Here is a 26,602-nt window from a genome sequence, read left to right on the forward strand (position 1 = left end):
GCGCCGCTACAGGTACGGGCGCAGGGTGCCGACCAGGTTCGGCACCGCCGCGATCACGTGCTCACGCGCGCCCCCGCGGAGCTTCTCGTAGGTCTTGCGCACGGTGCCGTTGCTCGAGCGCTGGGCCTTGGCGTCGGTCACCGACAGCAGCGCGTCGGCGACCTCGTCGCGGTGGCTCTCGAGGTACTTCGCGAACGGCTCGCCGCCGCCGCCGGCCTTGGCCTGCATCGGCTCCATCGCGGCCGCGAAGTCGGGCAGCAGCGCTTCGACGACCTGCGTCACGAAGCCGGGCTTGATCGCCTTCACGACCTTGTAGCCGGTCTTCACCGCGAAGCCCGAGAGGCCCGACTTGCCGTCGACCTCGCGATCGATCAGATCGCAGCACGCGGAGACGACCTGGGGACGGACTGCGGGTGCGGTGAGCTTCTCGACGAGTGTGGTCATGCCTGTGGTCGGGGATGCTCGCCCGATTCCCCCGCCGCTGACAAGCCGTCGGCCGTGGGCACGCCGACGCACCCGCGGCTGCGGCGCTCGCACGGCCACCGCAGCGCACCCGCGCATCGGGGCTATCATGCCGGCCATGCGCGGCCTCGCACTCCTCCTGGCGCTGCTCGGGCTCGGATCGTGCGGCACGCCGTCGCGCGACCGCGATGGTGCGCGCGGCGCCACCGACACTGGCTCGGAGCAAACAGCGATGGTTACCACCACCGGCACGATCGCGATCGAAGAGGTCGCACGCTACCCCCTGCCCGGCATGGCATTCCTGCCGAGCGCCGTGCGCCCCGATCCCGCGGGCCGCATGCTCACCTATCTGTGGAGCGAGGACGGCTCGCTCACACGCCAGCTCTACGCGCACGATCCCGTCAGCGGCGAGCGCAAGATCCTCTTTGCCCCCGCGGGCGGCGGCGCGACCGAGGAGAACCTGTCGCCCGAAGAGAAGCTGCGACGCGAGCGTGCGCGCGAGCGTGGGCTCGGCGTCACCAGCTACGCGTGGGCCAAGGAGGCCAACCGCGTACTGGTGCCGCTGCGCGGCGAGGTCTGGGTGCAGGACGGCCTGCACGGCAGCCCGCGCAAGCTCGCCGGCGGCGACGGCAAGCCCTGCATCGACGCGCAGATCAGCCGCGACGGCGAGTGGGTCGCGTACGTGCAGGACGACGAGCTCTACGTGGTCGCGGCCGACGGCAGCGGCGCGCCACGGCAGGTCACCCAGGGTGCACGGGGCACCGGCCGCACCCACGGCCTGGCCGAGTACGCGGCGCAGGAGGAGATGGGGCGCAGCCATGGCTTCTGGTGGAGTCATGCCGCCGACAAGCTGGCGTTCGAGGCGGTCGACGAGACCGCGATTCCGATCTGGCGCATCGTGCATCAAGCCGACGCGACGCCGAGCTGGGAAGATCATCGCTATCCCTTCGCCGGGGCCGACAACGCCAAGGTTCGGCTCGGCGTCGTCGGGCGCGACGGCGGCGAGCCGACGTGGATGGATCTCGGCATGGACGGCGAGTCCGAGATCTACCTCGCGCGCGTGCACTGGCTGCCGGACGGCACGCTGATGGCCGAGATCGAGAACCGTGCGCAGACCCGCCTGCAGCTGGTGCGCTTCGACCTCGCCACCGGTGCACGCACGCTCGTGCTCGAGGAGCGCAGCGACGTGTGGATCAACCTGCACGACCTCTTCGAGCCGCTGCGCGAGGGCCAAGGGGAGCTCGCGGGCGCGTTCGTGTGGGGCTCGGAGCGCACCGGCTTCCGTCACCTGTATCTCGTCGCCGCCGACGGCCACGTGATCCGACCGCTGACCCAGGGCGAGTGGCTGGTCGACGCGCTCGCCGGCGTCGACGAGAAGTCCGGCTGGGTCTACTTCACCGCCAGCAAGGACGGCCCCACGCAGATGCAGCTGTACCGCGTGCCGCTGGGCGGCGGCGAGCCGACCCGCATCACGCAGGAGCCGGGCATGCACAGCGTCGTGATGGACCGCGCCCGCGCGGTGTTCGTCGACAGCCACAGCCAGATGTCCGCGCCGCCATCGGTGTCGATTCGCAAGGCCGAGGACGGCAGCCTCGTGCACCGCGTCGCCGTGCCCCCCGATCCGCGCATGGCCGCGCTCGAGCTGCCGCCACCGGAGATCGTCACGCTCACCGCCAGCGACGGCACCGAGCTGTACGGCACGCTCTACCGCCCCGCGCAGGGCAGCGGGCCGTGGCCCACCATCGTCAGCGTCTACGGTGGACCCCACGCCCAGCGCGTGACCGACAGCTGGGAGCAGACCGTCGACATGCGGGCCCAGTTCCTGCGCGGGCTCGGCTACCTCGTGTTCGAGCTCGACAACCGCGGCTCCGCGCGCCGCGGGCTCGCGTTCGAGGGCGCGATCAAGAACGACCTCGGCAACCTCGAGGTCAAGGACCAGGTCGAGGGCGTGCAGTGGCTCGTGCAACAGGGCCTCGCCGATCCCCAGCGCGTCGGCATCTACGGCTGGAGCTACGGCGGCTACATGGCCGCGATGGCGCTCATGCGGGCGCCGGGCACCTTCAAGGCCGCGGTCGCGGGTGCGATGGTGTCGAGCTGGGACGGCTACGACACCCACTACACCGAGCGCTACATGGGCACGCCCGCCGGCAACCCCGACGGCTACCGCGACTCCAGCGTGATGAGCCACGTCGACACGCTCGAGGGTGAGCTGATGATCGTCCACGGGCTCATCGACGAGAACGTGCACTTCCGCCACAGCGCCCGACTCATCGACGCGTTGGTCAAGGCGCGCAAGCACTACGAGCTGCTGTTGTTCCCCAACGAGCGGCACATGCCGCGGGCCGAGGCCGATCGCGTGTACATGGAGGACCGCATCCGCGAGTTCTTCGATCGCACCCTGCGCGCGCCGTGAAGTACGTCATCAAGAGCGAGCGGCCCAGCAAGCCGCTGTTCGACGCCGAGCGCGACCTGAACCCCGAGCAACGCGCGGCGGTCGAGGCCGAGCCGGGCATGGTGCTGGTGATCGCGGGTGCGGGCACCGGCAAGACCCGCACGCTGACCTACCGCGTGGCGCGGCTGGTGTCGCGCGGCACCCCGCCCGATCGGATCTTGCTGTGCACGTTCACCAATCGCGCCGCGCGCGAGATGGTCGCGCGGGTCGAGGCGCTGCTGGGCCTCGACATGCAGCGCTGCTGGGCCGGCACCTTCCACCACATCGGCCACCGGCTGCTGCGCCGCCACGCCGACGCGGTCGGGCTGGGCACCGACTTCGGCATCGTCGACGGCGAGGACGCACGGGCCATCCTCGCCTCGGTGATCGCCGAGCTCGGCCTCAAGGCGCTGTCGGCCCGACGCTTCCCCGAGCCCAAGCTGCTCCACGGCCTGATCGGGCTCGCACAGGGCACCGGCACGCCGTTGCCCGAGCTGGTGGCCGCACGCGCGACCAACCTGGTGCCGCAGCTGCCGGCGATCCTCGATGTGTGCGCGCGCTATGCCGAGCGCAAGCGTGCGCTCAACGTCGTCGACTTCGACGACCTGCTGGTCCACTGGCACACGCTGCTGACCGCGCCCGAGCATGCCGCCGTCGCCGAGGCCCTGCGCGGCGAGTACGACCACGTGCTGTGCGACGAGTACCAGGACGTCAGCGCCCTGCAGGGCACGCTGTGCGAGGAGATGGCCGCGCGCTGCGGCTCGCTGACCTGCGTCGGCGACGACGCGCAATCGATCTACTCGTTCCGCGGCGCGGACTTCGAGCAGATCGGTGCGTTCCGTCGCCGCCACCCCGACGCCCGCGTGCTCAAGCTGACGGTCAACTACCGCAGCACACCCGAGGTGCTGGCGCTGTCGAACCGCTCGATCGCCCGCAACGGCAGCGGTCACGCCAAGGAGCTGGTCGCGATCAAGCACAGCGGCATGCGCCCGGCCGTGATCCCGCTGCGCGACGTCTACCAGCAGGCCGAGTTCGTGGCCCAGCGGGTACTCGAGCTGCACCACGAGCAGAACCTGCCGCTGTCGAAGCTGGCGGTGCTGTACCGCAATCACAGCCACAGCCTCGAGCTGCAGGTCGAGCTCACGCGCCGCCAGATCCCGTATGCGATCCGCAGCGGTCTGCGGTTCTTCGAGCAGGCCCACATCAAGGACGTGGTCGCGTACCTGCGCGCCCACGACAACCCCCGCGATCAGGTGGCGTGGGTGCGGCTGCTCAAGCAATGGCCGGGCATCGGCGCCGCCTCGGCCGAGCAACACGCCACCGCACTGGCGGCGGTGCACGAGCGCGGCGAGCTGCCGGCGGCGCTGCTGCGCCAGGCTGCGGCCGCACGGGGACGCGCGGCCGAGGCGCTGACGCGGCTGTCGACGCTGTTCGAGCTGCTCGCGGTCGGCGACACCGACGTCGGCGCGGCGATCCGCCGCGTGGTCGAGTCGCACTACGGCGAGTACGCCGAGCGCTCGTTCACCAACGCCGACGTGCGCAAGGAGGACCTCGAGCACCTCGCCGCGTACGCCGAGCGCTACGGCGGCGCGCAGGAGTTCCTCGCCGAGCTGGCGCTGTTCGAGGGCCTCGCGGCCGAGAATGTCATGGGCGCCGAGGCACCCGACGACAAGTTGGTGCTGTCGACGATCCATCAGGCCAAGGGCCTCGAGTGGCCGATCGCGTTCGTGCTGTGGCTGGTCGACGGGCGCTTCCCGACTGCACAGTCGATGCGCGTCGTCGCCGAGCTCGAGGAGGAGCGGCGGCTGTTCTACGTCGCGTGCACGCGCGCCGCCGACGAGCTCTACCTGTGCTACCCGACCATCGAGCACGGTCGCGACGGCCCGGCCACGCTGATGCGACCGAGCCGCTTCCTCACCGAGATCGACCACGCGCCCGCGGTGTTCGATCGCTGGCAGATCAGCGAAGAGCCGGCGGAGTGAGCCCAGCAGTGCCCGGAAGAACGCTTCGCGTTCGTCCGCACCCCGCTAGCGAAACGGCTTGCGTCCGGGCCCGTGCTTGCCCGAGAACGCCGGCGAGGCCGAGGCCGAGGCCGGCGGCGCGGTGGTGCCCGGGCACGGCGTGGTGGTGCCGTCGGCGCGGTAGCACTGCTCGCCGAGCACCCAGGTCTGCTTGGCGCCGCTCGAGTCGACGTCCTCGAGCGCGAAGTGGGTGCGGCAGCTGGCGACCTTGCGGTGGCCCTCGCCCGACACGCCGGCCTGCACGCGCACGCTCTGACCGGGGTAGACCATCTCGAGCGGGGTCACCAGCGTGATGGGCATCTCCTCGCGCTTCTTGCCGCACACGCTCGCGAAGGTCAGCTTGGCGTCCTTGCTGACCGGCGCCGCGAGGGTGATCTCCGCCTGCGCGTACGCGCTGTACCAGCGGCCGTAGGACGACGCGTTGGCGTTCAAGATCGCGAGCTGGGCGGGCGTGCCCTTGGCATCGACCGCGGGCACCTCGGTGACGGTGGCGCGGCACCGGCCGTCGCGCACCCCGGCCGGTCGCACGCAGCGGCGGCCGATGGTGTTCACGCCGCGCACGGCGAACTTCTCGAAGTCGTACGAGACGTCCTGCACCTCGACGTCGCACTCGGCGCTGCGCATGAACTCCCAGGTGCTCTGGAGCATCTGCCGATGGAGCATCGCGTCGCCGGGCTCGAGCCCGTACCAGCGCGCGTTCAGGAACTGGAACTCCACGAAGTGCTTGTCGCCGCCATGGCAGGTCGCCCGCAGGCCGAGGCGATCGGGTGGCGGCCCGCTGCCGGCGACCACCACGAAGCCGAACTCCGCGGTCGGCAGGAACTGCGCGTCGCGAACGCTCCACGCCACCTCGGGGGTCGGCTCGGCCGCGGTCTCGCACGGCGCGGCGGCCTTGCGACCCGAGCTCCAGCACAGCTCGAGGCCACCGCGGCGGTGGGGCGTGCGGTCGTTGTCCCGCAGCGTGACGCTCACCCGGCACGCGCTGGGATCGCCGAGCACGTTGGTGGTGAAGAGCTGTGCGGAGAGCTTGAACTCCGCACCCGGCCCCGGCACGGCGTTGGCGTAGCCGCCGTCGATCGACGCGACCGCTGCGTCGGCGAAGCTCTCGCCACCGTCCTGACACGACACCCGCACCATCACCTCGCCCTTGCGCGACGGCGTGGCCTTGGTGCGTGCGGCGGCCTCGACCTTCATCACCTTGGCCGGGCCGCCATAGCCGCCGTAGCCGTAGCCGCCGTAGTAGCCGCCGCCCTCGGCGAACTCGACGGTGACGTCGTGGACCTCGAGCTCGTCGGGGCCCTGCGCGGCGGGAGTGGGGACCGCCGCCTTCGCGGGCTCGGACGCGGCGGCGCCGAGCTCCGGCGCGAGCTCGACCACCGCCTCGGCGAGCAGCTTCGCGTCGGCGCTCGCGGCCTCGCCGGTGGCCTCGACGGACTCGTCGACCACGCCCGCGTTGGCGACCTGGGCGGCGTCCTCGTCCGCCGACGCGTCGGCACCGACGATCTCACGCAGCTTCGCGACTGCGCCGTCACAGCCGCACGCCAGCAGTGCGACGGACAAGGACCCAGCGAGGCTTGCAGCGCGCGTCATGGTGTGTGGTCAACTCGTAGGTGCGAAGGTTCCGCGCTCGGTTCCCTGCGGTCGTGGAGTGAATCACCGCCGGCGCGGCGGCGGTCGTCCGAAGGCATCGCGAATCCGACGCGCGACGTGGCGCGGCGGTGTGGCGACGTTGGCGGCCAGCAGTCCCGCGACCAACGAAACAGCCACGAGGATCATTTCGATCGCGGTCGCCAGCCCCGGCAACACCTCGCGGGCCATGATCTCGGCGAGGCTGCGGTAGCCCATGGAGCCCGGCACCAGCAGCAGGATCCCCGGCACGAGCACGGTGCTGGCCGGCTGCCGACGCCACCACGCGTAGAGGTTGGAGGCGACACCAAGCGCCAGCGCACCGACGAACATGCCCAGCTCGGGCGACAGCGCGCGCGAGCCCCAGCGCCCGCCGGCGAAGCCGATCACGCCGGTCGCCAGCAGCCACGGCAGCTCGCGGGCGGGCGCCCGCAACAGCACGAGCATCGCCACCGGCGCGACCACCAGCGCGACCGCTTCGGCCCACGGCGCGGTGGGCCCGATGCCGCCGGTCGGCACCGGGCCGAACGCCAGCTCGCCGATGCGGCTGCCGAGCGCGACCCCGAAGCCGATCGTCAAGAAGGTGACCATCGCGCCCGCGAAACGAGCGGTGCCCGACGCGAGGTGACGGCTGGCGAGCTCGGTGAGCGCGATCGTCAGCGTGAAGCCGGGGATGAGGATGATGAGACCCGCGAGCGTCGCGGTGAACACCGACAGCGGCGGCCACAGGTGCGCCATCGCGATCGCGAGCAAAGCCGCCAGCGCGGCGGTCACGAGTTCGAACACCCGCGCGACCCCGGCGATGCGTCGACCGATGATCGCGACGATACCGGTGACGAGCCCGATGAGACCGGCCGCGGCGGTCTCGTGCAGCCCGCCGCCCAGGAACAGCGCGAATGCGCCCGACGACAGCGCGTGGGCGCCGATCGTCACCGGCCGCGAGAACGGCGGGCGCCCAGCCACGATGGTGTTCACACGCACGAGTGCATCCTCGGTCGTGACCTCGCCGTCGCACACCGCGTCGATCAGCGCCTCGAGCTCGACCAGCTTGCCGAGATCGACCGAGGCCGGCTCGACGCGGAAGAGGTGCACGTGCTGCTCGGCCCCCTGGCCGAATGCGGAGAAGATCGACGTCGGCGTCGAGAAGAACTGCGCGGCAATGCCGAGGTGCTGCGCCACGCGGGTCAACGCCGACTCGAGTTCGGGCGAGGCGAAGCCCGACTCGTGCAGGCCGCGGGCGAGCGCGAGCAACAACGCGATGGCGGGCTCGGGCGGGGTCGTCACGGCGTCGCTGCGCCGCAGCCTAGCAGCCCCGGCCGACACCGGAGCCCGCGCGTCATGCTGGCGCCGAGGGCGGCGCGCCCGCGGTCGGTTCGCCCGGGTCCGCCGCGGTGATGCGGGTCGCCCACGGCAGCATGGCGGCGATCGCCAGCTGCCACAGGCCGCACGCGGCGAAGGTACCGGCGAAGCCGAAGCCACCGACCAGCAGCGCGCCGATCCCCGGTGCCCACAGCCGCGGCAGGTTGGTCGCGGCCGTGAGCACCGCGAACTGGGTCGCGCGCAGCCGCGGCCAGGTCGCGTCGGCGAGCACGGCGTGGGTCGCCGTGTACAGCCACGCGATCACGATCGCCTGCAACGCCGCGAAGGTCTGCACGAACACCGGCCGGTGCCAGGCGGCCGCGGCCGCGGCGAAGCCCACCCACGCCAGCCCGAGCACGGCGCTGCTGACGATCGCCGCGCGGGCGTTGCCCAATCGCGACAGCACCAGCGCAGCCGAGGCGAACCCCAGCAGCGTCGCGGGCGCGAGCAACCATCCCAGCCGCTCGGCCATCTGCGCTGGCGTCCAGCCGAGGTGCCCGACCAACCACGCGTACGACACCGCCGAGGTCACGACGTCGGCCGCGAACACCAGGCTCGCCAACAACAACAACCGCCGCCGTCCCGCGAAGGATCGCAGGCCCTGCGCCCACGACGGTGGCGCTGCGAGCATCGGGCGGCCCACGGGCGCGCGCGCCGAGCCGAGCAGCACCGCCGCGATCGCGGCGACGCCGGCAGCGATCCACGCGGTGACGGCCGGCATGCCGCCGGGCAGCGCCGCCCACGGTGCGAGCCAAGTCGCGACCAGCAGATCGCCACCGACATGGTGCGCGCCGAGCATGATCGCGAAGCCGCGCCCGCGCGCACGCGGGCTCAGGCGGTCGAGCGCGAACGCATCGGCGGCGACGTCCTGCAGCGACATCGCGAGGTTGACCGCCAGCCACGCCACGGCGACCGGCCCGCTCACCGCGCTCGGCTCGCCGCGCCATGCCAGCACCGCCAGCGCGCCAGCGATCGCGAAGCTGGCGATCGCGACCAGCCACAGCGGCCCGCGTCGGCGCGCGCGCGGGCCATCCACCCACGGCCCCCACAGCAGCTTGAACACCCACGGCACCCCCGCGAGCGACATGATCGCGGCCTGGGCCCCCAGGCTCTCGGCCTCGGCCAGTCGCGGCAGCAACAGATAGCCGCCCCAGCCGTACACGAGCCCTTGGGCGAGGTAGGCCGAGCCGAGCGCGAGCTGATCGCGGGGACGATCGATCGCCGTCGGCGTCGCGGGCCCGCCGGATCGCCCACCACCACCACCACCACCGGCGGCGGCCGCGGCCGCGGACGGCACGGCGATGGGGTCACGATCCGTGGACGACATCGGCGCCAAGCTGCTCTCGTTGGGGGAAGCCCTCGTACGTGCACGGACCCGCCGACACCACGAAGGACGACGGCGCGCAGGATATCGCAGCTGCTTTGCGCAGATCTGCCGCCGCGCTTGCCATTTGCCGCGGCGTGCATCCCCGTGCGATCCTGCGGGCTCGCACCCCATGGGTCGTGGCGGGGATGGCCGGGGGGCGAGTACGGTTTTTCGAAGGGGGTCGACGCGATGCGACGCAAGGGTTCGATGGTGGTGACGTTGGTGCTGGCGAGCAGCTGCGGCGGCGACAGCTCGGGCAGTGGGCGCGAGGCGGGCGAGGACGGCAGCGGCATCTCGGTGACGCTGGGCACCGCGACCGACAGCGTCAGTGCGAGCGCGACCGTGGGCAGTGCGAGCCAGGGCACCGGCAGCACGGGTGACGGCTCGGGCGGCGTCGACGAGACCGTGGGCTCGGCGACCGACGGCATGAAGTTCGACATCCTCGTGCCCGATGCGAGCAGCTCGTGTCCGACCGGCGACGGCGGACCGGTCGAGCACTCGTTCATCTGGATCGCCAACAGCGGCCAGGGCACGGTGTCGAAGATCAACACGCAGACCCTCGTCGAGGAGGGTCGCTACATCGTGCGCCCGGATTCCGCGGGCAACCCCTCGCGCACCTCGGTGTCGCTGACGGGCAACGTCGCGGTCGCCAACCGTGCCGGCGGCGTGGTGAAGATCTACGCGAACACCGACGAGTGCGCCGAGAGCAACGGCATGCCCGGCATCCAGACCTCGAGCGGCGCCGGTGACATCCTCGCGTGGGGCGTCGAGGAGTGCGTGGCCTGGTACACGCCCTTCAACTACGCGACGCAGCGTCCGGTCGCGTGGGGTGCGGGCGAGTGGAACGATCAGCTCTGCACCTACCAGAACGAGAAGCTGTGGACCGCCGGCGGCATGAACCAGGGCAGCGCCGACGTGCTGTTGCTCGACGGTGAGACCGGCGTGGTCGAGGACATGGTCACGATCCCCGGCGTGATCGGCTGGGCGCAGCTGTACGGCGGTGCGGTCGATCCCCAGGGCGACTTCTGGACCGTCGATCACAACTGGGACGGCGCCAGCACGCTCATCCGCGTGAACCGTGCCGACATGAGCTACGACACCTGGCCGGTCACCGGACAGGTCCACTACGGGCTCACGGTCGACAAGATGGGCCGCGCGTGGCTGTGCGGATCGGGCGGCGCCTCGCGCTTCGACCCGGTGCCGCAGACGTGGACGCACCTGCCGCCGATCAACGGCGGCAGCGCGCTGGGTGGCTGCATGGAGGACGCCAACGGCATCCTCTGGACCAGCCCCTACCCCAACGCGTCGCTGGTCGGCATCGACACCGCCACCGTACAGATCGTGCAGCAGATTCCGATCCCCGAGTACGTGCACGGCGTGAGCATCGACTTCGAGGGCTACGTGTGGGGCGTGGCCTTCGCGGGCAGCAACGCGTACCGCGTGGACCCGGCGACCGGCACCGTCGACACCGTCGGCGGCCTGGTCGGCGCGTACACGTACAGCGACATGACCGGCTTCGCGCTCAGCTCGGTCGGCGCGCCCACGGGCTGATCGAGGGCGGGCTCGGCACCACCGCAGGCTCCCGTCAGTCCGCGCAGACCACCGGCAGGCGATCGGCCGGCGCCACGCCTTCGCCGACGCAGCGCTCACGGACCTCGGTCAGCCGCGCACGACAGCCGAACGCGTGCTGGCGACCGTGGCAGCGGCCCACGAGTCGTTCGCGGCGCTCCCCCGGTGCGCAGCGGCCGGGATCGTCGGCGCTCGCCGACGGCTCCCAGCCGGTCGCGATGCAGAAGCTCTCGCAGTCGGCGGCGGCGGAGCAGCGGCGGCCGGCGTCGGAGGTCGGGCAATCGCAGGTCTCGGTGGCGGCCATGCCGACGGTGCCCCAGGTGCCGTGGCAGGCATCGCACGCCGCGATCGCGGCGGTACGCGCGGGATCATCGATCGAGACGACCGTGAACTCGACCCGCAGCTCGCGTCCGTCATCGTCGATCGCCACCAGCGTCGCAGGTTGACCGCCGGCGCCCGGCAGGCCGCGGGCGCGCAGCGTCACCGCACCGCCGCTGCGCACTGGCATCATTCCCGGGTCGTACGCGCGGATCCATCGCGCGCCGCGGGAGGACTCGAGCGAGAGCTCGCGGAGCTCGATCGCCCCGTCGCCGCACCAGTGGACCTCGATATCGCCCTCGCCGCCCACCACCAGGTGCCGGTTCCAGCGCGCCTCGATCGGCCGCGACTGCACCACCACCAAGCCCTGCGCGCCCTCGCACGCAGGTGGGGCGCGGACCGGTGCGGGCATCCCCGCCGCGGGCTCGGGCTCGCGGGTCGCCGCCGGGGCGCGGGGCGGCGCGGCGCCACCGCAGGCCACCCACGACAGCAGCAAGCCGGCCGCGACGCGCATGCTCGGGGAGACACCGCGACCGCGCATCGGTTCCCGCCGGTCACAACTGCAGGGCGCCCGCCTCCCTCCATCGCAAGCCCCTCGCGCACGGCCCCCCCCACGCGCGCGTGCGCGAACATCGACGAGCCGCCATGGACCCCACCACGCGCATCGATCGTACCCGCATCGTCCTCGCCACCCTCGCACACTCCGCCAGCGCCGCGGTGCTGCAGGAGCTGATCGATCTCGGGCTCGGCGATGCGGCCGCGCGCACCGAGCTCGAGGCCGAGGGTGGCGACGGCATCGGCACCGATGCCTACGAGCTGGTGCGCGACGCCGCACCGAGCATCATCGCCCTGCTCGACCACGACGCGCTCGAGGTCCGCATCCATGCCTCGTACCTGCTCGCGATGCTCGTCGAGACCGCGGCGAGCTCGCTGCCGTCGCTGCAGGCCCGCGTCGACGCGACCGAAGGCATCGAGCAGCTGGCGATGCGGCTGGCGGCCGCACGACTGCGGGCGTCCATCGAGCCACCCACGCGCCCACCGATGCAGGGTCTGCCGCTCGACCCCGATGCCCGCGGCGCCGCGCCGCTCACCCGCGCCGCGATCGCGATCGCAAAGGTGTGGCGCCTGCCCGACTTCCCCCGCATGGTGACGGCCGAGCTCGCCGGTGCCCTCGACGACGTGCCGCGGGGCACCGCGGTGGGGCCGTGGGGCACAGGCGACCTGCAGCGGCTCACGGCCGCGCTGCGGCGAACGGTGGTCGTGCGCAATGCCGAAGTCACAGCGCCCGCGAGCGACGATCCGCCGGTCGCGACCGACATCGGCGATGCGCCGGTCGCCGATCCGTACACGCAGCAGCGACGCCACCGCGCGCCGCCGCAGGTGGTGCTGCCGGGCCTGCACGAGGTCGCATGGGGCGAGCTCGAGCACGCCTACGGCAGCGCCGACGGTGTGCCGGGCATGATCGAGGCGCTCGCGTCGGAGGATGCTGCCGATCGCGCGTGGGGGCTCGAGGCACTCGATGCGTCGATCCATCACCAGGGCTCGGTGTACTCGGCGAGCACGACCGCGGTGCCGTTCCTGGTCGCGCTCGTCGCCGACGCGCGCGTGGGCGATCGCCATCGCATCCTCGAGCTGCTGTGTGGCCTCGCGGTCCACGACCCTGCAGGCTGCGTCGTACACGGTGCACGGCGCTGGCGCTCCGAGGCTTTCGATGCGGTGCTGGCCGGTGGCCCGAGCTTCGTGGCGTGCCTGCGCGACGGCGACCCACGGGTGCGCAGCGCCGCGGCGTTCGTGCTGTCGTTCATCGAGCCCAGCCCCGCCGACGCGCTCGCGGCGGTGCGGCGTGCGCTCGAGGTCGAGCCCAATCGCCGCGCGCGTGCGAGCCTCTTGCTGGCGCTGGGCTATCTCTCGCGCTACGCCGAGACCGACGCGTACGTCGACGTGCTGCGCCCCTGGCTCGACGCTCCGGCGCCGCTGCTGCGCACGTGCGCCGCGATCGCGCTGGTGCTCCAGGCGGGACCCGCCGCGCCACCCCAGGCCGGCGAGGTGCTGCTGCGCGCACGCGACGAGGCCCGCGCGGTGCATGGCTTCTGGCCGTGGCACCACGGCGACGTGGTCGGCTTCGCGGAGCGGATCCGCATGGCCAACAAGACCCTCGACGAGGTGCTCGCGGAGCTGCGCGACGCCCGAGCGCGCGACGACGCCGAGGCCGTCGCGCAACACAGCGGCCGCGCGTTCTTCATGGCGCTGCGCGACGGCGTGCACGACATCGATCACCTGTGGCAGCCGCATGAGCTGGGCGATCGCCAGCGAGAGATCCTCGCGTGCATCGTCGACACCGCGCCGCCGCAGGGTCTGTTGCCGCTGTGGGAGGCGCTGCTCGACGCCGGGCTCCCGAGCCGCGCCGACGGACTCGCGCGCCTGCTCGGCCGGGCCCGCGGCCCGCTCGACGCGACCGTGACGATCGGCGAAGACACCCGGCCCTGCTGGTGGGCGCTGCACGAGGCCCCGCTCGGCCGCCTCGAGCTGGACGTGGTGCTGGCGGCGATGCAGCGCTTCGACGCCGACGAGCGCGTGGCGTTGCTCGACGACTTCCTGTCGGGCCCTTACCAGCTCGCGCGACGCCGTCGACCCTACGACTACGATCGCGACGACAGCGACTACTACCACTACACCTCGGCCGCGATCGCCCTCGCGGTGCGCCTCGTCGGCGACACCGCGCCGGCGCTGCAGTGGGCGCAGGCCGAGCTGCGAACGCAGCTCGCGAAGGGTCGCCGACGCGACGCGATCCGCTCATTGGTCGCCGCGCACCTGCTGCTGCGCGACGCCCATGCACGCGGTGTCGAGCCCGACGCCGGCGTGGATGCGCTGCTGGCCCTCGATCAACCGCCGGCCTCGACCTACGTGCGCGCGCTCGCCAGTGCGCTCGCGCTGCTGCCCGAGCCGCGCTGCACCGCCCTGCTCGCCGAGCTGCCGCTGTTCGGCTACACCGCCTACGTCGATGCCCGCGGCGAGGTCCGGCGGTGGACCAACCAGCGCGGCTGGTCCTTCCTCGAGCTGATGCCGGTACGCATCCGCGTGCAGCGTCTCGTCGACGCATGGGTCGAGTGGGAGCGCCACCTCGGCGCCGGCGACGATCGCCAGGCCGAGCCCGTGCTCGGCCGCGTCACCGCCACCAACGAGCAGCGCCCCGCGCCCGACGAGCCGTTCCCGCGTGAGACCGCGATCGCGGCGATCATCGCCAGCGGGCCGCTGGCGATCGAGCGCGCGCGGGCGGACCTGCGGATCCGCGATCGGGGTTGGCTCGACGCGGCCGCGCGAGCGGGCGAGTGAGCGAAGCCCTCTTGCTCCGGAGTGTTCGCGGACGCGGCCCGTCATTGCCTAGCAGCCCGTGGTGAAACTCCGCGACGCGATAACACCGCCCTCGGACCCCTTGGCGGCGTTGCTCGGAGCTCGAAATACGCCCGGTATTCCTTCGTCCTCGCGTCTTGCCACGGGGTCCGATGACGGCGTTCTCGCGCCACGGAGTTTCACCACGGGCTGCTAGAGGGCCAACGCAAGCTCGGGGAACAGCTCCGTCATCCCGACCAGGGCGTCACGGAACTCCTTGGCAAGATTCGACTCCCTGGCCACGAGCGTAGGCAGCTCCTCGGCAGCATCCAACGCCGACCCGCACGTGTTCGAGGGGGTTGGAGGAAGCTCTCGACTTCCGGGTAGAAGTCAATCGCGCAGGTCGGGCTACCGTGACCAGAAGGCCCCGCGAACTGGGAGAACTCGGGGCCGACTTGTCCTTCGCTTTCGAGTCCGACCGCTCGTTCCTGCCAGCGGCCCACTCCGACCTGAAGCAGATCGTCGCGACATTCCCCGAGCGTGCGGTCGGCACATGACGCCGTCACCCCCACGCCCCGCCCGCTCGCCACGGTCCAGGCGCGGGGGTGCCATTCGCGGCAGCTGCGAGCGGCGCTTCGACGAAGGTTCGTACCGCCGTGATCGTCTCGGCGAGGGTGCCGGCATCGTCGACGCCCGCCTTGCGCACGAATCCGGACCACTGCGTCTTCTTCATCGGGTCCTCGGCGAATGCTTCGGTGAGCGCGACCGGCGTGGTCGTCGGCAGCGCTGTCTTCCGGCGCTCGAAAGTCGCGAGTATTGCGCGGGCGAGCAGCGCACCGTCGAAGTCGAAGTCCCGCGCCAGCACGGCGATGTCGTAGAAGTCCTTCATCCGGCTGTTGGCCATGCCGAGCTGCAACATCGCCTCGAGCTTCTCCGCGACGACGGTCTCGCGCGGGTACGCCCGCAGCCTTGGTGCCGGGAAGTCGAGCAGCGGCGGGAACTCGACGACGCTCGCCTCCGGCGTGATCGCGTCGCCGAAGCCGACGTCGACCTGGAGCCGCACCTGCGCGTTCGTGATGCGCGCGACGAGCTCGATGCGCACGCCGCCGTACTCCTGCTCCTCGCGGATGAGGCCGACCGCGAGTGAGCCGAGGTCGAACCGCACGCCGTCGTCGGTCACGTCGAGCGCGAGCAGCTCGGCGAAGACCTCGCGCACGTGGTCGACGCCCGGGTCGCCGAAGCCGAGCAGGTCGAGGTCGCGGGTCGCTCGGTGCGGCTTGCCGGTCCAGAGCGTGAACAACGTCGCGCCCTTCAGCACGAACCGCTGCGCGTGCTGCGACGACGCGAGCCGGAAGAGCAGACGCTCGTTCGCGTAGCGCGTGAGCACGAGCTGAAAGTCCTCGCCCCGCTCGCGGGCAACGCGGAGCAGGCGTGCGCGAAACGAGGCGCCGATGTCCTTGGGCGGCGCTTTCGTCATGCGAGCGCTTCCAGGTACGGCCGCATGAATGCGTAGATGCGATCGGCGCGGGAGGCCTCGACGAGCGCGTCGATGCTGCCCTTGCGCTTTCCCAGATAGTCCTTCAGCGCCGCGAGCGCGACCTCGAGCCCGAGGTGCCGACGGAACCGGAAGCAGTCGGCGACGGTCTTCGCGGGCGAGGTGAGCCGCACCTTCACACCGTCGATGACGCGTGTCTCGACGCCATGCCCGAGGGCTCCACCGCTCGCGCGGACGACCTCGAGCGTCGGCGTGGTGATCTTCGGCATGCGCGCGTGCCGGTCGATAAGTACCCACACCGCGTGCGGAGCCTCCGTCGTCATGCCGTGGACCTGCAGCGCGCTGAGCAGGCAGATGACCGCGTGCGGGATGCGCTTGCTCACCTCTGCGAGGGTGCTCAGCTCGGTCACCGGTGCGTCGACGAGGCGGTAGAGGCCGCGGTCGATCTGCTCGAGCAGCCCACGGTCGCAGAGCCGCTTGAGGTAGGCCCGCGGAATGCCAGCCTCATCCAGGTCCCGGGCGCGCACCGGGCCCTTCCGGGCGAGCCGGAGGAGCGTGGTGGTCTTGGTCGGGGCGGCGGGTGGCATGATACGCAACGGCGTCCGCGGACTCTTAGGACAGACGTTCTGTATCACCTCATGTCGGTAGATGTCAAGGTTGTTGCCGCATGAGATTCAGCCGTTCCCGCGTGAGGCCGCGATCGCGGCGATGATCGCCAGCGGGCCGCTGGCGATCGAGCGCGCGCGGGCGGACCCGCGGATCCGCGATCGCGGCTGGCTCGACGCGGCCGCGCGAGCGGGCGAGTGAGCGGAGCGACGTCAGCGTCGACTACCGCGCCCGCTGCGACGTGTGACCACTGAGAACTCGCTCGAGCATCACATCGTCGCCGCTCGCGGGCAGGTCGAACTCGTCGTCGATGTACGGGCGGTCGAACAGAACCTCGACGGTCTGCTCATTCGCTCGCTGCACGATCCGCCGCGGTATCTCTTCACTCGTCACGCGTTGCAGCACCAGACGTCCGATACCATCGAGCAACGCCCACGTCGCGGGCGGTCCCGGCTGGAACGCGAAGTCCCCCTCCTGCGTGAGCGTCAGCCCCTCCAGCCGCCAGCGCTGGTAGACCACGTCGCCCAGCCCCGGGGTATCCGCCGGATCGACCGGCTGGGCCACCACCACGACGGTCACGTCATCGATCTCCCGCATCTCGACAATCCAGCTGCCCTCCGCTGGCGGCTCGATCCGGGTGACCTCGGGATCCGGATACACATTACCCGGGTACGGCGCGATGAACTCGATCACGAACGCACCATACGTACGGCCCCCGGTCACGAGCACGGTGCCGTCGCGTCGTGCGCTCCGCTTCCGATTGTCGTCGTCCGCGTCGAAGAACTGCTCCGGCAAGACGTAGTTGACCAGCGTCAACTCGGGCTCGATCTGGTAGACGCCATTCCCGAATGCATACATCTCACCGGTCGCGGGCCACGGCAGCAGTCCACTCGCCTTCGGACTGAGCTCGAGCAGGAACTCGTCTTCCTGACCGTCGCCGGGCCACCACCGATCCTCCCGGATCTCGACGCCGTCGGTCGCCACGCGGTACAGCAGCACGTCATCGCGCGACTCGTCGGAGAACAGCAGCGCCCCGTCCTCGAGCCGAATCGCCACATCGCGCCGGGCCTCCGGCCCACCATAGTCCGCCGCCATGTCGTAGAACAGACACGGCGCCTCGGGCCGCTCGACATCCCAGAGCATCGTGAGGTGGTGGCTCTTCGCCGGCATCGCAAGCATGTAGACCGCATCGAGATCGTACGGCTCTTCGCAGTCGCCGAAGAACTCCGGCGCGACGTCGCCCGTGGACGCGTCGCCGGATGCGGCCGCAGGGTCTCGACATGCGGCGACGAGCAGGAGGGCGAGGGGGAAGGCGTGCGTTGGTCGTGACATGGGGTTCTCGGATTCGAGGCCGGAGGCAGGATTGGCTCGGCCGGGAGGGTCGAGGAGGGTTCAGAGGAACGGTGGCTTCAGGGCAACACCTTCGCTGCGTCAGTACTTCTCCAGTTCCGCGTCGAGCGCAGCCCGCAGCTCATCACACGAGGGCGTGACCCCCTTGCTCGACGGTGTATAGAAGACCCCAGGAAGCACCCCATCGGCTCTTAGACGAGGCAGCAGCAGCTCCACGAGGTCAACTAGAGTTATCGAGCGCGGAACATAGCCAGTCCACTCCTTCCCGGCGCAGATCTCCGCATACTCTTTTGCTGGCCAAAGTGGAAATACTGGCGTGCCGTCGTCGGTGGCCGCAAGAGCCCAGCCACCGTCGTATAACCCCCAAGCCTCCTCCTGATCTGCGACGACCTTGACAAAGTGCTGAAAGCGCATTGCACCGGAAAGCGCCAGAACGGCATCCATTTGTTTTGAACCAATCTTCACTCAGGCACCCCCTCCTATTCAAATGGCCTCTCAGTATTGGAGCGTCCAAAATCATCGTACTTATGCTGCAACCGATGAAGGTCGCGATCCTGCAGGTTCGCCGTACCACTCGCTCGGCCCCACCACAACCTGTCCCAAAGGTACAGGTGGATGCCTGACGAGCGAACGCGACGGCGCGGCTACTGATACTCTGCCCGTCGCGTCCGCCACCCGCTCCATCTTGCCCGCAACGACGCCCGCATCAGCGCCGACGCCCGAGCGCCACGATCCGCCGCCACCACAGCGCCATCGTATCGCGCAGGTCATCCAAATAGCAGTACGTCACCGGCACCACCACCAATGTCAGTACCGTGGCAGTCGTCATGCCGCCGAGCAGCGCCTGCCCGAAGGCCTGGTACGCGATGCCCTCGCCGGTCGGCTCGGTGAGTGCCAGCGGCAAGAGGCCACCGATCGTCGTCAGCGAGGTCATGAGAATCGGTCGGAAGCGCAGGCGCCCAGCCTGCACGATCGCCTCCTCGCGCGACAGGCCCTGCTTCCGCGCGACGTTGACGAAGTCGATCAGCACGATCGCGTTGTTCACCACCACGCCGAGCAGCAGCACGATGCCGATGCCGGCCAGCGGATCGATGTGCGCGCCGGTGGCGTAGAGGAACCACCACACGCCCACGAACGACAGCGGAATCGCCGGCAGCACCGCCAGCGGCAGCACGAATGACTCGAACAGGAAGCCCATCACCAGGAAGATGAAGATGGTGCCCAGGCCCATCGCACCGATGAGGTCGCGGGCCATGTCGTTGATCGCCGTCGCCTCGCCGTCGGCCTCGAAGCTCAGGCCCTCGGGCAGGCGGTACTCGGCGATGACCTGGCGGATCCGCGCGATGGTCTCGGCGCGATCGTCGTTGGCGAGCTCGAGGCGGATCGCCGTGCCCACGCGCTTGTTGACCCGCTGCAGCGAGGCCTCGCCGCGCGCCGTGGTCTTCTCCGCCAGCACCGAGATCGGCACACTGCCGCCCTCGCGGGTCGGGACCTCCCAGCCGAGGATCGCGTCGACGCTCTTGCGATCGTCCTCGCGGTAGCGCACGCGCACCTCGAGTTCCTTGGCGGGGGTGTGGAAGCGGGGCAGCGGCGCGCCGCGGATCGCATAGGCCACGGTGTTGGCGAGCGCGTCGGCCGAGACCCCGAAGCGCTCCGACATGCCGCGGTCGACCGACAACGCCAGCTCGTCACGCCGACGGGTGTCCTCGCTGCCGCGCACGCCGAGCACGCCCTCGACCTGCAGCAGGCGCTCCTGCAGCGCGTCACGGGTGTCGGCCAGCAAGTCGTGGTCGTCGCCATAGATCGAGACGCGGAAGGCGTCGTCGCGCGCGCCATCGCTCTCGCCGAACTGCGAGGTCTTGCGCCAGCCTGGCTTGGTCGGCAGCGTGTCGGCCAGCGCCTTGGCGAACTCCTCGAACGGCGGCTCGTCCGGGCTCGGCGGATCGAAGAACACCTGCACGGTGCCGGTGTTCTCGTCGAAGCCGATGTACTGCCCGGCGACGCGGAGCTCGCGACCCTCGGTGCGCAGCTGCTCCTCGATGCCGAGGAAGAAGGCGTTGGCCTCGTCGAGCGTCACCTCGGCGGGCATCGAGTAGTTGATCGTGATGCGCCGCGAGCCGAACTGCTGGCCCGAGGCACACTGCACGTTCATGAACGGGATCGCGGTCGAGGCGAGTGCGAGCAACGAGACCGCGATGACGTCCATGCGCCGTCGCAGCACCACCCGCAGCAGGCGGCCGTAGGCGTCGTTGAGCGGCGCGAGCGTGGCGTCGTAGATGCGCCCGAGCACGCGCTCGAGTCCGCGATCGATGGTCGCGACGACCCGCGCGAACGTGCCGCCCCGGGGCGTCGCGACCCCGTCGTCGGCCAGCATCGTGGCCGACGCCAGCGGCACCAGCACCAGCGCGACGAAGAGGCTCGCCAGCAGCGAGATGCACACCGGCGTGACCATGCGGACCATGAAGAACTGCGTCGGCCCCTCCGACAGCAGCGCCGCCGGCAGGAACACGATCACCGTGGTGAGCGTCGCCAACGTCATCGCCAGCGCGACCTCGCCGGCGCCTTGCAGCGCGGCGGCGTAGGGGCCCAGCCCGCGCCGGCGATAGCGCGCGACGTTCTCGGCCACGACCACGGCGTTGTCGACCACTAGGCCCACGCAGATCATCAGGCCCACCAGCGAGACCATGTTGATGCTCTGGCCGGTGAAGTACATGACCGGCAGCGCCAGGAACAGCGACAGCGGGATCGACAGCGCAATCACGATCGTGATGAGCAGTCGCCGCAGGAAGAACAGCAGCACCGCCAGCGCCAGCCAGCCGCCCTGCACGCCCGAGCCGACCACCTGGTCGAGGCTGTAGCGGATCATGTCGCCCTGCACGAACACGGCGTCGACCTGCACACCCTGCAGATCGGGGTGGGCGACCGCCTCGGCGACCGCCGCCTTCACGCGATCGCAGATCTCGACGGTGTTCGCCTGCGACTCCTTGATCACGAACATGACCGTCGCGGGCTTGCCGTTGTAGCGGTCGTATCGCGTCACCGGCGGCGGCCCGAGCGTGACGGTCGCGACGTCGCGCAGCCGCAGTCCGTCGGCGCGAATCATGATCTCGCCGATTTCCTCGGGCGAGGTGAACGCGGCCTGCGATCGCAGCAGCAGCGTGTCACCGCCCTCGCGGATCTGGCCGCTGGCGAGGGTGAAGTTGGCCCGCACCAGCGCGCCGACCAGGTTCACCATGTTGATGCCGGCGGCCTCCGACGCCGGCCGATCGACGTCGATCTGCACCTGGGGATCGACGCGGCCCCACATGTTGACCAGGCCGACGCCGTCGATGCGCTCGATCGGCCGCACCAGGTGCTCGTCGATCACCGTCATCGGGTCGGCGAGTTCTTCGTCCCACACCACGCCGTAGAACGCGACCGGCAGCGACTCGCCCGACTCCTTGCGGATGCGGATCTCCTTGACCTCGGTCGGCAGGTCGCCGCGCACGCGATTGATGCGATCGCGGACCTGCCGGTAGGCGACGTCCATGTCGACCTCACCCGCAAACACGATCATGATCTGCGAGGAGCCCGAGTTGGAGTTGCTGATGATGCGGTCGATGCCCGGTGTGGTCGCGACCGCGCCCTCGAGCGGCTTGGTGATCTTCTCCTCGACGTCGCGCGCGGTGGCGTCGGGATACGTCACCGACACCGACAAGAACGGCGCGGAGAAGCCCGAGGGGATCAGCTCGAGCGGCATGCGGCCGAGCGCGATGACGCCGAGCACCAGCGCCGACAGCAAGACCATGACGACCGCGATCGGTCGCCGCAGGGCGGTGCGTACGAGGTGGTTGTCGGCGAACCCGGGCAGCATGGTGATCGTCCTGCGCAGCACCCTCAGGGCGTCGCGTCGTCGTCGTCCTCGGGGCGCAGTTGTTCGGGTCGCAGCGCAGCGAGTTCGTCGCGCAGTCGCAGCGCCGGACTACGCGGGCGCAGGCGGCTGGCGAGGCCATCGACGCCGGCGTACAGCGTCGGGATCACGATCAGCGTGAGCAGGGTCGACAGCGACAGCCCGGCGATCACGGTGATCGCCATCGGCATGCGGATCTCCGCGCCGTCGCCCAGGCCCATCGCCATCGGCACCAGCCCCAGCACGGTGGTCAGCGTGGTCATCAGGATCGGCCGCAGGCGCACCTGCCCCGCGACCGCGAGCGCCTCGTCGGTGGGCATGCCGCGGGCCTTGAGCTGCCCGACGTAGTCCACCAGCACGATCGCGTTGTTGACCACGATGCCCGCCAGCAGGATCGCGCCGAGGAACACCACGATCGACAGCGGCATGTGCAGCAGCAGCAGCGCCCCGACGACGCCGACCAGCGCCAGCGGGATCGTGAAGAGGATGATGAACGGGTAGATCAGGCTCTCGAACTGCGCGGCCATGATCACGTAGACCAGGAACACCGACAGGCCCAGCGCCAGCCACAGCGAGTCCTGCGAGGTCTCCCACTCCTCGCTCTGCCCCGTGATCGCGGTGGTGACCCCCGCCGGCAGCGCGAGCGCGTCGACGCTGGCACCGATGCGTGCGGCGATGGAACCCAGCCCGACGCCCTCGACGTTGGCCGTGACGAGCCCGACCCGCTGCTGTCCGACGCGACGGATCTCGTTGGGGCCACGGCCGAGCTCGATCTCCGCGACCGCCGACAGTGGGATCGGGTGGGCACCGCCGGGGTTCACCACCAGCGTGCGCAGCTCCTCCACCGAGGCGTCGCGGATCCCCGCCAGGCGCACGAAGATCGGCACCTTGCGATCGCGGCGGCGCAGCGAGCTGGCGTCGTTGCCCTGGACCTTGTCGCGCACGAGTTCGGCGACGGTGCGGATGTCGAGCCCGGCGCGCGCGAGTTTGTCGCGGTCGTAGATGATGTGGACCTCGGGGCTGCCGGGGTGGATCGAGGCCTCGACGTCGTGCAGGCCCTCGATGCCGCGCATGCGCTCGGCGACCGCCTCGGTTGCGCGCGCCAGATCGTCGAGCTCGAGGCCGCGGACCTCGACCTCGACCGGCGCCTTGAAGGAGAACAACGCCGGGCGCGTGAGGTTCACCCGCAGGTCGGGCACGTCGTCGGTCGCGCGACGCACGGCCTCGCGCGCCTCGGCCTCGAGCCGCGCAGCCTGGGCGGTCGCGCTGCCGCCCCGCAGCGCCTCGACCAGCGAGGGCGCGGCCGGCCGCTCGAGATCGAGGCGAAGCCGCGCGGTGTGTTCGCCGCGCTCGCCGGCGTCGGTGGCATCGCGCTCGCTGCCGATGGTCGCGGTCAGCTGTCGCAGGTGCGGCACCTCGGCCAGCAGCTGCGACTCGATGGGCGAGATGTCCTCGTCGGTCTGCGCCAGCGGCGTGCCGACCGGGCGCGCGAGCTCGACGGTGAACTCGCCTTGGTGCAGCTCCGGCACCAGCTCGGTGTCGAGTCGCTGCAGGCCCCAGGCCATGAAGCCCATCGCGCCGACCAGGCCGACGTAGACCATCACGCGGTTGCGTAGACACGCGCGGATGACGTGGGGATAGCCGCGCTCGAACAGCGAGATGAAGGCGCCGAACAGCGCCAGGATCGGCCGCGCGAGCAGCATGAACACCCGCCCGGCCACCCACACGACCGCGGCCAGCACCAGGCCCACCAGCACCATCGCGAGCAGCAACAGCTTGCCGATCAGCTCGAACACCAGCTGCAGCACGAAGCGCAGCAGCGTGTACGGCAGCAGCAGCAGTCGCCAGACGCCGCGCCGAATCGCGACCAGCGACGCGACCAACTCGGTGAAGCTGCTCCATCGCACGGCGATCTGTCGCAGGCCCGCCGCAACCCCGCCCTGCTCGCGCAGGCCCGCGCCCAGCTCGGTGATCCGCCGCCGCGACGCCAGCATCGGGATCAAGCACAGCGCCACCGCCAGCGACGCCAGCAGGCTGAACACCACCGCGAGCCCGAGGTCGCCAAACATCTGCCCGGCGATGCCCTCGACGAACACCATCGGGAAGAACACCGCCACCGTGGTGAGCGTCGAGGCCACCACTGCACCGCCGACCTCGGCGGTGCCGCGCACGGTCGAGCGGACCAGATCGTCGCCCTCCTGCCGGCAGCGATCGATCGACTCGAGCACCACGATCGAGTTGTCGACCAGCATGCCGATCCCGAGCGCCAGCCCGCCGAGCGACATGATGTTCAGCGAGACCCCGAACAGCTGCAGCGGCGCGAACGTGACCAGCACCGACACCGGGATCGAGATGCCGACGATGACGGTGCTCCGCAGGTCCCGCAGGAACAGGAAGAGGATGAGCACCGCGAGCGCGCCGCCGGTCACCGCGGTGCTGCGGACCTCGTCGATGCTCGACTCGATGAACTGCGAGCGGTCGGCCGCCAGCGCAATGTCGACGCCATAGTCGTCGAGCAGCCGCGGCTTCAGCTTGGTGTCGATGCGCTCGCGCACGCGCGCGGCCATGTCGACGATGTTGGCCTCGGCCTCCTTGTAGACCTCGATCTCGACCGCCTCGCGGCCGTCGACCCGCGTGACGACGTCGCGGTCGCGAAAGCCGGCGCGGATGGTCGCGAGGTCGCGCAGCCGCACGTCGCGGTCGTTGCGTCGGACGATCACGATGTCGCCGATGTCCTGCTCGTCGCGGAACTCGTTGACCGTACGCACCAGGTAGCGCGTCCGGCCGTCGCGCATGGTGCCGCCGGCGAGGTTGACGTTCTCGGCGGCGAGGCGGTCGGTGATGGCCTTCACACCGATGCCGGTGCGCCGCAGCTGGCCCTCGTCGAGTTCGACGTGGATCTGCTCCTCGAGGCCGCCCTTGATCTTGACCGCCGCGACGCCCTCGACCGGCTCGAGCAGGCGCCGGACCTCGCGATCGGCCAGTCGCCGCAGCAGCTTGAGCGCGGCCTCCGGGCGACCGCCGGTGTTGGCCTCGAAGCGGTCGCCCTCGCCGGCGAGCGACAGCGTCAGGACCGGATCGAGGGTCGGGTCGTAGCGCAGGATGAGCGGCTGCTCGACGCCGTCGGGCAGATTCGGCCGCACGACGTCGAGCTTCTCGAGCACGTCCTGCGAGGCCTCGTCCATGTCCGTGTTCCACGCGAACTCGAGCACGACGTCGCTGGTGCCCGCGCGCGAGATGCTCTCGATGCGGGTCAAGCCCGTGACCACGCCGAGCAGCTCCTCGAGCGGCCGCGAGACGTTGTCTTCGACCTCGGCCGGCGCGGCGCCGGGGTACTCGGTGCGCACGGTCAGCTTGGGGTAGCTGATGTCCGGCATCAGGTTCAGCGGCAGCAGTCGCGCGCTGAAGCCACCGAACACGATGACCGCGAGGAACACCATCAGCACCGCGACCGGGCGCGAGGTGGTCACGCGGTAGAAGTCCATCTTGCGCGCGAGCTCGGCCAGCTCGGCACCGGCGGCGGGCGTGGGCGAGGTGGCGCCCTCGCGCGCCCGCTCGCTCATGGCAGCTTTCCGCCGTCGGTGGCCGCCGGCCTCGCGGCCTCGGTGGCATCGCGCTGCACCAGCGCGCCGTCCTTGAGGCCGGCGTGGCCGCTGAGCACGATTTCGGCCCCGACCTCGACGCCACGGGTGATCTCGGCCCGCAGGCCGTCGACCAGGCCCAGCTCCACGCGCGTGCGTCGGGCCCGGAGCCCGTCGTCGGCGTCGTCGATCACGAACACGTAGGTCTCGTCGTCGTCACGCACCAGCGCTTGCTTGGGCACCAGCGTCGCGTGCGACTTGGACTCGGTGGTCAGCTTCACCTCGGCGTACATGCCGGGCAAGAAGCCCTTGCTGCCGGCGAGCTCGCGCGGCAACGCGACGGTCACCTTGACCGTGCCGGTGGTCGCGTCGACCACCGGCGCGATGCGGGCGACCTTGCCCAGGCCCTGGCGACCGACCGCGGCCTTGCCGACGATCTGCGCGGGCTGGCCCACGTCGATGCGGTCGAGCTCGCGCTCGGGCACGTAGACCCTCGCGACCAAGGAGTCGAAATCGACGATGGTCGCGATCTGGGCGCCCGAGGTGACGAAGCCACCCTCGCTGACGCTGCGCTGGGTGACGGTGCCGCCGAGCGGCGCGAGGATCTTGGTGTTGCGAACGTCGCGCTTGCGATCGGACACGTCGATGAGCGCGGTGCGGTAGGCCAGCTTGGCAGCATCGAGCTCCTGCTTGCTCGCCACCTTCTGCGCGAACAGGGCCTCGACGGTCTCGAGGTCGGCCTTGGCCTTGTCGAGCGAGGTCGAGGCGCGATCGAGGCCGCTGGCCTGCAGGTCCGAGCGGATGCGGCCGAGCAGCTTGCCGACCGTGACGACGTCGCCCTCCTCGAAGGCGAGATCGACCAGACGCCCGGTCGACTCTGCGTGCACCGTGACCATGCGCTCGGCCTCGATCGTCGAGGCCGCGGTCAGCTCGGCGTCGATCGGGCCGGCGACGACCTTGGTCACGACCACCGCGGCCGCGCGCTCGCCGGGCTCGGCGTCGGCCGCCTTCGCATCACCGGCGAGCGAGCCCGGTGGGCCACCGCAGCCGGCAACCAGCAGGGACAGCGCGAACGTGGAGATCGCGAGCGGGGACACGAAGGGGCGCATGACGAGGACCAAGGGGGGAAGCCGGCCTGTCGGAGCAATCGCGGAAGCGTCTAGCACCGATTCCGCCGAAGGCCGGCTCGAGGCCAGATG

17 protein-coding genes are annotated in these 26,602 nt (G+C 70.9%); 5 read left to right on the plus strand and 12 right to left on the minus strand.

Annotated elements, in window-relative coordinates:
- Nucleotides 1-6: 6 nt before the first annotated feature.
- On the minus strand, nucleotides 7-444 hold the full coding sequence (locus tag IPH07_08685; protein ID MBK6917461.1) for a hypothetical protein: 438 nt from the start codon (nucleotides 442-444) through the stop codon (nucleotides 7-9).
- Between the two features lie 127 nt (nucleotides 445-571).
- On the opposite strand from IPH07_08685, the gene IPH07_08690 reads away from it, so the two are divergent.
- Nucleotides 572-2,875: a DPP IV N-terminal domain-containing protein gene (locus tag IPH07_08690; protein ID MBK6917462.1), complete on the plus strand. Its 2,304-nt coding sequence runs from the start codon at nucleotides 572-574 to the stop codon at nucleotides 2,873-2,875.
- Complete coding sequence (locus IPH07_08695) at nucleotides 2,872-4,875, plus strand: ATP-dependent helicase (GenBank protein ID MBK6917463.1); 2,004 nt, start codon at nucleotides 2,872-2,874, stop codon at nucleotides 4,873-4,875. Before IPH07_08690 ends, IPH07_08695 begins: the two co-directional genes overlap by 4 nt.
- A gap of 45 nt (nucleotides 4,876-4,920) precedes the next feature.
- Here the strand turns inward: IPH07_08695 and IPH07_08700 are convergent, their stop codons facing one another.
- The 3 genes from IPH07_08700 to IPH07_08710 form a co-directional block, all read right to left on the minus strand.
- Nucleotides 4,921-6,474, minus strand: coding sequence for a hypothetical protein (locus IPH07_08700; protein MBK6917464.1), 1,554 nt, complete (start codon nucleotides 6,472-6,474; stop codon nucleotides 4,921-4,923).
- A 93-nt stretch (nucleotides 6,475-6,567) separates the two neighbouring features.
- Nucleotides 6,568-7,824 (minus strand): threonine/serine exporter family protein, encoded by a 1,257-nt coding sequence (locus IPH07_08705; GenBank protein ID MBK6917465.1) that lies wholly within the window; start codon nucleotides 7,822-7,824, stop codon nucleotides 6,568-6,570.
- Nucleotides 7,825-7,876: 52 nt separating this feature from the next.
- Complete coding sequence (locus IPH07_08710; protein MBK6917466.1) at nucleotides 7,877-9,226, minus strand: hypothetical protein; 1,350 nt, start codon at nucleotides 9,224-9,226, stop codon at nucleotides 7,877-7,879.
- A 228-nt stretch (nucleotides 9,227-9,454) separates the two neighbouring features.
- On the opposite strand from IPH07_08710, the gene IPH07_08715 reads away from it, so the two are divergent.
- On the plus strand, nucleotides 9,455-10,816 hold the full coding sequence (locus tag IPH07_08715; GenBank protein MBK6917467.1) for a hypothetical protein: 1,362 nt from the start codon (nucleotides 9,455-9,457) through the stop codon (nucleotides 10,814-10,816).
- A 34-nt stretch (nucleotides 10,817-10,850) separates the two neighbouring features.
- On the opposite strand, the gene IPH07_08720 is transcribed toward IPH07_08715, so the two are convergent.
- Nucleotides 10,851-11,666 carry a hypothetical protein gene (locus IPH07_08720; GenBank protein MBK6917468.1) on the minus strand — a complete coding sequence of 272 codons (816 nt, stop codon included), beginning with the start codon at nucleotides 11,664-11,666 and terminating at the stop codon, nucleotides 10,851-10,853.
- A gap of 131 nt (nucleotides 11,667-11,797) precedes the next feature.
- Between IPH07_08720 and IPH07_08725 the strand changes: the two genes are divergently transcribed.
- Nucleotides 11,798-14,485 carry a hypothetical protein gene (locus IPH07_08725; GenBank protein MBK6917469.1) on the plus strand — a complete coding sequence of 896 codons (2,688 nt, stop codon included), beginning with the start codon at nucleotides 11,798-11,800 and terminating at the stop codon, nucleotides 14,483-14,485.
- A 559-nt stretch (nucleotides 14,486-15,044) separates the two neighbouring features.
- Here the strand turns inward: IPH07_08725 and IPH07_08730 are convergent.
- A complete protein-coding gene (locus IPH07_08730) occupies nucleotides 15,045-15,959 on the minus strand; it encodes a nucleotidyl transferase AbiEii/AbiGii toxin family protein (GenBank protein ID MBK6917470.1) in 915 nt (304 codons plus the stop codon).
- A complete protein-coding gene (locus IPH07_08735; GenBank protein MBK6917471.1) occupies nucleotides 15,956-16,564 on the minus strand; it encodes an AbiEi antitoxin N-terminal domain-containing protein in 609 nt (202 codons plus the stop codon). Before IPH07_08735 ends, IPH07_08730 begins: the two co-directional genes overlap by 4 nt.
- A 73-nt stretch (nucleotides 16,565-16,637) precedes the next feature.
- Here IPH07_08735 and IPH07_08740 point away from each other — a divergent pair, with 73 nt between their 5' ends.
- Nucleotides 16,638-16,784, plus strand: coding sequence for a hypothetical protein (locus tag IPH07_08740; protein MBK6917472.1), 147 nt, complete (start codon nucleotides 16,638-16,640; stop codon nucleotides 16,782-16,784).
- Nucleotides 16,785-16,805: 21 nt separating this feature from the next.
- On the opposite strand, the gene IPH07_08745 is transcribed toward IPH07_08740, so the two are convergent.
- The 5 genes from IPH07_08745 to IPH07_08765 form a co-directional block, all read right to left on the minus strand.
- Nucleotides 16,806-17,915: a hypothetical protein gene (locus tag IPH07_08745; protein ID MBK6917473.1), complete on the minus strand. Its 1,110-nt coding sequence runs from the start codon at nucleotides 17,913-17,915 to the stop codon at nucleotides 16,806-16,808.
- A gap of 99 nt (nucleotides 17,916-18,014) precedes the next feature.
- Entirely contained in the window at nucleotides 18,015-18,398 is a 384-nt protein-coding gene (locus IPH07_08750) for a DUF2750 domain-containing protein (GenBank protein MBK6917474.1), read from the minus strand.
- A 241-nt stretch (nucleotides 18,399-18,639) separates the two neighbouring features.
- The gene (locus tag IPH07_08755) at nucleotides 18,640-21,786 is read right to left on the minus strand and encodes an efflux RND transporter permease subunit (protein MBK6917475.1); all 3,147 of its coding nucleotides are present in this window, start codon (nucleotides 21,784-21,786) and stop codon (nucleotides 18,640-18,642) included.
- 23 nt (nucleotides 21,787-21,809) lie between these two features.
- On the minus strand, nucleotides 21,810-25,385 hold the full coding sequence (locus IPH07_08760; GenBank protein ID MBK6917476.1) for an efflux RND transporter permease subunit: 3,576 nt from the start codon (nucleotides 25,383-25,385) through the stop codon (nucleotides 21,810-21,812).
- Nucleotides 25,382-26,500, minus strand: a complete 1,119-nt coding sequence (locus IPH07_08765) for an efflux RND transporter periplasmic adaptor subunit (protein MBK6917477.1) — start codon at nucleotides 26,498-26,500, stop codon at nucleotides 25,382-25,384. Before IPH07_08765 ends, IPH07_08760 begins: the two co-directional genes overlap by 4 nt.
- Between the last annotated feature and the right edge of the window lie 102 nt (nucleotides 26,501-26,602).

This window comes from Deltaproteobacteria bacterium (genome assembly GCA_016709225.1).
Lineage (GTDB): Bacteria > Myxococcota_A > Polyangia > Nannocystales > Nannocystaceae > Xiheibacterium > Xiheibacterium phototrophicum.

Excerpts from the sequence above, each read along its gene's own strand:
- IPH07_08755 (MBK6917475.1), bottom strand. The coding sequence starts at position 21,786 with ATGCTGCCCGGGTTCGCCGACAACCACCTCGTACGCACCGCCCTGCGG.
- IPH07_08685 (MBK6917461.1), bottom strand. The coding sequence starts at position 444 with ATGACCACACTCGTCGAGAAGCTCACCGCACCCGCAGTCCGTCCCCAG.
- IPH07_08760 (MBK6917476.1), bottom strand. The coding sequence starts at position 25,385 with ATGAGCGAGCGGGCGCGCGAGGGCGCCACCTCGCCCACGCCCGCCGCC.
- IPH07_08690 (MBK6917462.1), top strand. The coding sequence starts at position 572 with ATGCCGGCCATGCGCGGCCTCGCACTCCTCCTGGCGCTGCTCGGGCTC.
- IPH07_08710 (MBK6917466.1), bottom strand. The coding sequence starts at position 9,226 with ATGTCGTCCACGGATCGTGACCCCATCGCCGTGCCGTCCGCGGCCGCG.
- IPH07_08725 (MBK6917469.1), top strand. The coding sequence starts at position 11,798 with ATGGACCCCACCACGCGCATCGATCGTACCCGCATCGTCCTCGCCACC.
- IPH07_08735 (MBK6917471.1), bottom strand. The coding sequence starts at position 16,564 with ATGCCACCCGCCGCCCCGACCAAGACCACCACGCTCCTCCGGCTCGCC.
- IPH07_08715 (MBK6917467.1), top strand. The coding sequence starts at position 9,455 with ATGCGACGCAAGGGTTCGATGGTGGTGACGTTGGTGCTGGCGAGCAGC.
- IPH07_08730 (MBK6917470.1), bottom strand. The coding sequence starts at position 15,959 with ATGACGAAAGCGCCGCCCAAGGACATCGGCGCCTCGTTTCGCGCACGC.
- IPH07_08720 (MBK6917468.1), bottom strand. The coding sequence starts at position 11,666 with ATGCGCGTCGCGGCCGGCTTGCTGCTGTCGTGGGTGGCCTGCGGTGGC.
- IPH07_08745 (MBK6917473.1), bottom strand. The coding sequence starts at position 17,915 with ATGTCACGACCAACGCACGCCTTCCCCCTCGCCCTCCTGCTCGTCGCC.